This is a genomic window from Stenotrophomonas sp. 05L44_2 (genome assembly GCF_056665995.1).
In genome coordinates, this window is the sequence record NZ_JBFTNR010000980.1 from 1 (window position 1) to 1,176 (window position 1,176).

Here is a 1,176-nt window from a genome sequence, read left to right on the forward strand (position 1 = left end):
GTGCATGACTTCAACGAGCTGTACGCCTACTACAAGCATGCGCGCCTGCTGCAGCTGATCGTGGTGGGCGACAAGCTGCTTGCCTCGTTCCAGATCGGCGAGCGCAGCAGCGACGTGCGCGTGTTCCGCTGGGCGTTGTCACGCGAAGGTGAACTGACCTATCTCGATGCGCGCGGCGAGCGTGACATCGCCTTGCCGCCACCCTTCGATTTCGAATGGACCCGCGCCACGCGCGACCTTGCCGTCAACGGCCGCCATTCGCATCTGAACATCCTCGATACCCTGTTCGTGGAAACCACCGGTGGCGATCTCACCATCAAGGTGGAAAACAACACCGAAACCGGGCAGGGCATCTACAGCGAACCGGTGGAGGACAGCACGCAGTCGCTGGACGATGCCCAGTTCGAGTTCGCCCGGGTCGGCTCGCTGGTGCTGCTGAAAGTGCTGCCCTACCGCGAAACCGAATGGCGCGGACTGATCTACAACACGCTTACCGGCGACATCGTGCGCAACGATGCCATCGTCCAGGCCTGCGTGCAGCTGCCCGAAGACCACGGCATCATCTTCCCCGGCGGCTATTACCTGCAGGGTGGYGAGCACAAGGCGTTCGACGCCTCGATGGATGGCATGCAGTTCAAGCGCAGCATCCGTTCGCCCAACGGCGAGGACGTGCTGTACATCTTCTACGAGCGCGAAGGCGGGCGTTCGGCGCTGTTCGTCTACAACACCATCCAGCGCGTGCTGCAGAACCCCGTGTTCGGCCACGGCTATGCCTTCATGCAGGACGGGCGCATGGTGCTGTTCCATGCCGAAGGCACCGAGYCGACCCGCATCCATCCGATGCAGGTCTGGCAGACGCCCTTCAGCAGCGATGAGTTCGCCGCCAGCCGTCCGCCGGGCAATACCTTCATGGGGCGCATCGGCAACGCCGAGCTGGTTCGCGGCATCTCCAACCTGTTCAACCTGGCGCGCGAGATCGACGGCCAGGATGTATCGGTGCAGCGCTACCAGCGCCTGGTAGCCGACACCCGGCGGCTTTTCGATGCGCATCATTGGCTGGGTGACGAGGCCTGCGATGGCGCCGAAGCCCTGCTGCGGCAGATCAGCGCCACCGGCGAATCGGTGCTGGACGAATACGAAAAGGTGCAGTCGATCCGCCAGCAGTCGGCCCAGGCA

General features: G+C 63.5%; 1 protein-coding gene. It reads left to right on the forward strand.

What is annotated here, in order from left to right; genetic code table 11:
* The coding region (locus AC1VAN_RS22485; protein WP_480986818.1) for a DNA repair ATPase at nt 1–1,176 on the forward strand (1,176 nt) is incomplete at both ends.